The 4,933-nt window shown below is 63.3% G+C and carries 5 protein-coding genes and 1 pseudogene; 4 read left to right on the plus strand and 2 right to left on the minus strand.

The genetic code is table 11. The features are described 5' to 3' along the window. Positions 1-176: 176 nt before the first annotated feature. From WAN71_RS15595 to WAN71_RS15610, 4 genes and pseudogenes are all read left to right on the plus strand, one after another. Positions 177-848 (plus strand): GNAT family N-acetyltransferase, encoded by a 672-nt coding sequence (locus tag WAN71_RS15595; RefSeq protein ID WP_422226196.1) that lies wholly within the window; start codon positions 177-179, stop codon positions 846-848. A 260-nt stretch (positions 849-1,108) separates the two neighbouring features. Further along, positions 1,109-1,546, plus strand: a pseudogene (locus tag WAN71_RS15600) (CBS domain-containing protein); the annotation flags it as partial. Positions 1,547-1,859: 313 nt separating this feature from the next. After that, positions 1,860-2,621 (plus strand): PE-PPE domain-containing protein, encoded by a 762-nt coding sequence (locus WAN71_RS15605; protein ID WP_422226197.1) that lies wholly within the window; start codon positions 1,860-1,862, stop codon positions 2,619-2,621. Positions 2,622-2,799: 178 nt separating this feature from the next. After that, on the plus strand, positions 2,800-3,588 hold the full coding sequence (locus WAN71_RS15610) for a PE-PPE domain-containing protein (protein ID WP_422226198.1): 789 nt from the start codon (positions 2,800-2,802) through the stop codon (positions 3,586-3,588). Positions 3,589-3,601: 13 nt separating this feature from the next. Here the strand turns inward: WAN71_RS15610 and WAN71_RS15615 are convergent, their stop codons facing one another. After that, complete coding sequence (locus tag WAN71_RS15615) at positions 3,602-4,336, minus strand: DUF427 domain-containing protein (protein ID WP_422226199.1); 735 nt, start codon at positions 4,334-4,336, stop codon at positions 3,602-3,604. A 120-nt stretch (positions 4,337-4,456) separates the two neighbouring features. Next, on the minus strand, positions 4,457-4,933 hold a 477-nt coding region (locus WAN71_RS15620), incomplete at its 5' end, for a TetR/AcrR family transcriptional regulator (RefSeq protein WP_422226200.1).

Here is a 4,933-nt window from a genome sequence, read left to right on the forward strand (position 1 = left end):
GCCGCCCTACAGCAGTGACAACTGAACGGGTGAACCAGCCCCATCTGTTAAACGGAATCGGTGCCTCCGTTCACACAACAACGGCGGATTCGGCGATAAATTGTCGGTCATGATTCAGACCAGCACCGTGAAGATGATCATCGGCGGAGGCGGAGGCGGAGGCGGCGGAGGCCGCATTGTCGGAGGCGGCGGAGGTGGCGGCCGCGGTGGTCGCGGTGGCGGCCGCTAGGGCCGAAAAGCAGCTCCTTACCTACGATTCGCACCATCGTCCCCAACGCGGGACTGGTGCGCGCATCACTACTGCCATGCACGCCAGCAGCGGCAGCGTGCGCCCGGCTACCCCGCAGGATGCGGCCGCCTGCGTGGCGATTTACCGCCCGTACGTCGAGAGCACGGCGATTAGTTGGGAAACCGAAGTCCCGACCGTCGACGAGATGGCCTCGCGCATCGCCGGGCCGCGCGCCACCCACGAATGGCTCGTTCTGGAACGTCGGGATGAGATCGTCGGCTTCGCCTACGGGCAGCCGCTGAAGCGCCTGGCGACCTTCCAATGGTCGGCCGAGACCGGTATCTATGTCGACGTCGACCATCACCGGACCGGCGGCGGCCGCGAACTTTACCTGCGGCTGCTGCGCCGACTCACCGAACGTGGCTACCGACGTGCCTTCGCCGCCATCACCCAGCCGAACGAGGCCAGCAACGGTTTTCACCGAGCCTTCGGATTTCAGGATGCCGGCCTTTACCGCCGCGTCGAATGGAAACACGACAGCTGGCACGACGTCGCATGGATGCAACTCGATCTGCTCGGCCCTGCCGACCAGGATGGACCGCCGGCCCCAATCGTCTGACAGGCGCTGATCTGGACCGGGCGTCAGCGCGGACCGTTAAGTTCTCGTTAAGGCCGTGGGCTGGACTGTCAAGAGACCGCTAGTGCTCGCATCCGGATGGCTAAGCGGGCGCACGCTCAATCGATGTTCATCCTCCACTCGGGCGTTGTGAGCATGAGGCCGCGCCCCAGCGCGCTGTCGCGGTACCGCGGAGCGCCCTTTAACTCCCTCGGTGCCGGCGTGCCCGACGCGCGGACGATCTAGCGAGCCCGGAGGTCGTTGTGCAGGCAGCGGAGATCGACGAGGAATTCCCGGTGGTGGACATCGACGCGCCTGCGCTGGACGCCGCCCGAATGCTTGCCGAACACAGCCTGCCCGGAATCGTCGTACTAACTGCGTACGGGCAGGTGTATGCGGTACTGCCTGCCTCTCAAGTCGTGCGCTTCATCGTGCCCCGTTACGTGCAAGACGATCCGCTGCTGGCCCGCGTACTCGCGGAGTCGGTGGCCGACCGGGCCGCGGAGGGGTTGGGCGGCAAAACGATTCGCGAGCTGCTGCCGCAACGTCAGCTAGCACTGCCCGTTGCCAACGCAGACGACACGATCATCGAAGTGGCGACGATCATGGGCAGGCTGCGCAGTCCCCTGATTGCCGTGATGAAGCAAGGCAAGCTGCACGGCGTGATCACCGCGCCTCGGCTCTTAGCGATGGCATTGAAGTGTGGATTGGTCGATAACGGGCATTTTCGGGCTGTAACCACGCGCCGATTGCCTGAGTTGTCGGTGTAGCGCTGGGTGGTCGGGCGGCAAATCGCGTCTGCGGTCGAGCGGGCGGGGCAAGCGCGGAAAATGCCGCTGCTCACCGCTAAGCGCCCGCTGACCATCAGGGGCTCGCCGTAAGACACGCCGCGGGGCTTCCCACGTGTTGTGCCGCATTTTCCGGCTGATCACGAGGTAGTTTGCACAAACGGTGATCAACATCCGATGCGGCAGGCCGGTGGTGATGAATGGCTTAGGCAAGCGGTTTGCGGTCATGGCGAGCATCATCCTGGCGCTGACGATGGATCCCCCGGTAGCTAATGCGGGCGGCGTCACCTACACAGTCGAACCGTTTGACTACGACGGAGTCAGGGGGGTGACGGTCTCGATAACCAAAAACCAGTTGGGCGGTACGTTATGCCCCTGCGTCAAGGTGCCCTATCCAGCTGACGGCCTCCACAATGCGCAAGGAGTAACGGCGCTCGCCAACACTCCATTTCACGCGGGCGACACGGTGCTCGGGTTCTCTAACGGATCGCAAGTGATCTCGCTCTACCTGGCCAAGTACACACCGCCGCCGGGGGTGCGGTTCGTGCTGTTGGGTGAGACGTTTACGCATAATGACCAGATCGACGCCCTTGGGCAGGGCGTCCCCGCCAACATCGCGGACCAGGTGATACTGGTGGCCCGTCAATACGACGGATGGACCGACTACCCCACCAATTTGTTATCCCCCAACTACAGCCTGGCCATGCAGAACGCCCGATCCGGCGCGGCCAGCATCCACGACTATGTCAACGCCCGCCTCGACAATCCGGCCAACGTGGTGACCACTCGGGGCAACATCACCGGGATCTTGATCCCGACCCAGCACCTGCCCCTCAACGACTGGCGGCGATTGTGGGGGCAAAGTGCGCAGGCCGACCAGCTTGACGCCCAACAGCGCCCGCTCATCGACAGTGCCTACAACGAGCGGCCAGGGCCGACGCCGCAGCAGCTGGCAGCCTCGACTGCAGAGCAGGTTGCGAACACTTGAGATGAGAAGGCGGCGGGGCCGACCAGGGCGGCCAATGCCGCTGGGCGCCCGCTGACCGTCAGGGGTTCGTCGTAAGACACGCCGAGGGGCTTCCCTTGTGTTGCGCCGCGTTTTCCGGCTGATCACGCGGTATTTTGCACTGGCAGTCTTCAATATCAGATGCGGCAGGCCGGTGGCGATGAGTGGCTTAGGCAAGGCGTTGGCGGTGATGGCGAGCATTATCGTGGCGCTGTCGATGGATCCCCCCGCAGCCAAGGCGGGCGGCGTCACCTACACAGTCGAGCCGTTTGACTACGACGATGTCAGAGGGATGACGGTGTCGGTGACCCAAACCGAGTTGGGCGGCACGTTATGTCCATGCGTCAAAGTGCGCTATCCCGCTGACGGCATACACAATGCGGAAGGAGTTACGGCGCTAGCCAATACTCCACTGCAATCCGGTGACACCGTTGTCGGGTTCAGTCTCGGAGCGCAAGTGGTCTCGCTCTACCTGGCTCAGTACACACCCCCGCCGGGGGTGCGGTTCGTGCTGTTGGGTGACACGTTTGCCCGCAATGAGCAGCTTGTCTCCGCTAAGCAGGGCGTCCCCGCCAACATCGCGAACCAGGTGATACTGGTGGCCCGTCAATACGACGGATGGAGTGACTATCCCACCACTTTGCTCTCCCCCAACTTTCCGCTGGCAATGCAGAACGCCGAGTCGGGCGCAGCCTCCCTTCACAACTACGTCACCGCACAACTCAACAATCCGGCCAACGTGGTGACGACTCGAGGCAACATCACCGCGATCTTGATCCCGACCCAGCACCTGCCTGTCAACGCCTGGCGGCGATCGTGGGGGCAAAGTGCGCAGGCCGACCAGCTTGACGCCCAACAGCGCCCGCTCATTGACAGCACCTACAACCGGCCAGGGCCGACGCCCGACCAATTGGCAGCCGCGAGTGCCGAGCAGGTTGCGAGCCTTTGAGGTGCCCCTCCCACTAAGTGAAATGGGTGTCGGGCCGCGACAGCGCGGTTCCGTCGACAAAGATGTCGAGCTTCTCGTTGTAAAAAGCGATCATCCCGGCGACAGGCGCGACCTCGCGCAGTGGATAGTCGTACGTCCACGCGAGGTCCGGATACACCGTCTCTCCGACTCTGACGTTCCAGTACTGCGAGGTGATTCCTTTGTAGGGACATATGGTTTGGGTTTCGCTTGGCTCCAAGTGCGAGAACGCGACATCGGTGCGGTCGATGTAGTAGCGGGTCGGCAGTCCTGTCTCGAAAAGCAGGACCGGGCTGTATGTCTCGGCCAGCACCACGCCGTCGATTTCGACCCTGATGTGGCGGTGAGAGCGCAGCACGTCGACACGGACGTAGGGATTGCGGGGATGACCGATGATCGGTTCGTCCTCCTCGAACCAGTCGAGCGCGTCCCATTCGAACCGGACGCTGCCTGCGACCGGACCTGAGTCGTACAGGCGGGCCGCCGACTTCTGCATGCGCTCAGCCGAATTCAACGAAAACAGCCGCGAAGAGCCGAGCTGCAGTTTCTGAACGTGGTTTTCGTCCTGCAGATGCTCCATACGGACGTCAGCCGCAGGAATGTAGTACTGCGGGTAGTAGGCAATCTCCCAGACGTAATGAGCCCGGATCGTGTCGAATACGAGTTCGCCGTCGACGTAGCCGCGCACCCGGCGGGGGGCCGGCTCCACGAGGCCTCGATTTCCCACCATCTGGGGATAGTCCCGATCAGGAGTCTGCGATTCAGGAACCGTCGGTTCCCGTGAAGGCGCTTTGGCAGATACCGTCATGTGTAATTCTCCTTGTCCGGGTAGCAGGTCCGACAACTGACGTCAGCGCATGGATCGCGCCGAGCTGGAGGCTCGCGCGGCTGCCAGGGTGAGCCCCGCGATGCGCTTGGCCGTCATCGCCGCGCTATGCGCAGACTCGGCAGTGCTAGCCGTGGCCAGCGCCCCGTCATACAGCACGATCAGCGCCTCGGCCAGCGCTTCGGAGTCGGATACGCCTGTCTCAGCGGCCAGTTGGCCAAACGAACTGCGCAACCAGCTGCGGTACTCCTTAATCGCTAACTGCTGGGCCTCCCCTGTCGGCACTTCGGCCGCGGCGTTGTGGAAGGGGCAGCCCCGAAACTCGGGAAGCGACACGTAGTCGGCGATCGCATCGAAAACCGCCAGGATCTTCGCGTCCGGGTCGTCGACGCCGGCCTGCGCGGCCGCCACGGCCTGCCGCCAATTTTCGAGGCGCCCCCGCAGGTAGGCAGCGACCAGTTCGTCTTTGCCGCCGAAGATGTAGTACAGCGACCCTTTTGC

This window comes from Mycobacterium sp. (assembly GCF_049280035.1).
Lineage (GTDB): Bacteria > Actinomycetota > Actinomycetes > Mycobacteriales > Mycobacteriaceae > Mycobacterium.

What these genes read in the sequence shown, in the direction of transcription:
- WAN71_RS15605 (WP_422226197.1), top strand. Translation starts at nt 1,860, where the DNA reads ATGGCGAGCATCATCCTGGCGCTGACGATGGATCCCCCGGTAGCTAAT.
- WAN71_RS15610 (WP_422226198.1), top strand. Translation starts at nt 2,800, where the DNA reads ATGAGTGGCTTAGGCAAGGCGTTGGCGGTGATGGCGAGCATTATCGTG.
- WAN71_RS15615 (WP_422226199.1), bottom strand. Translation starts at nt 4,336, where the DNA reads ATGGTGGGAAATCGAGGCCTCGTGGAGCCGGCCCCCCGCCGGGTGCGC.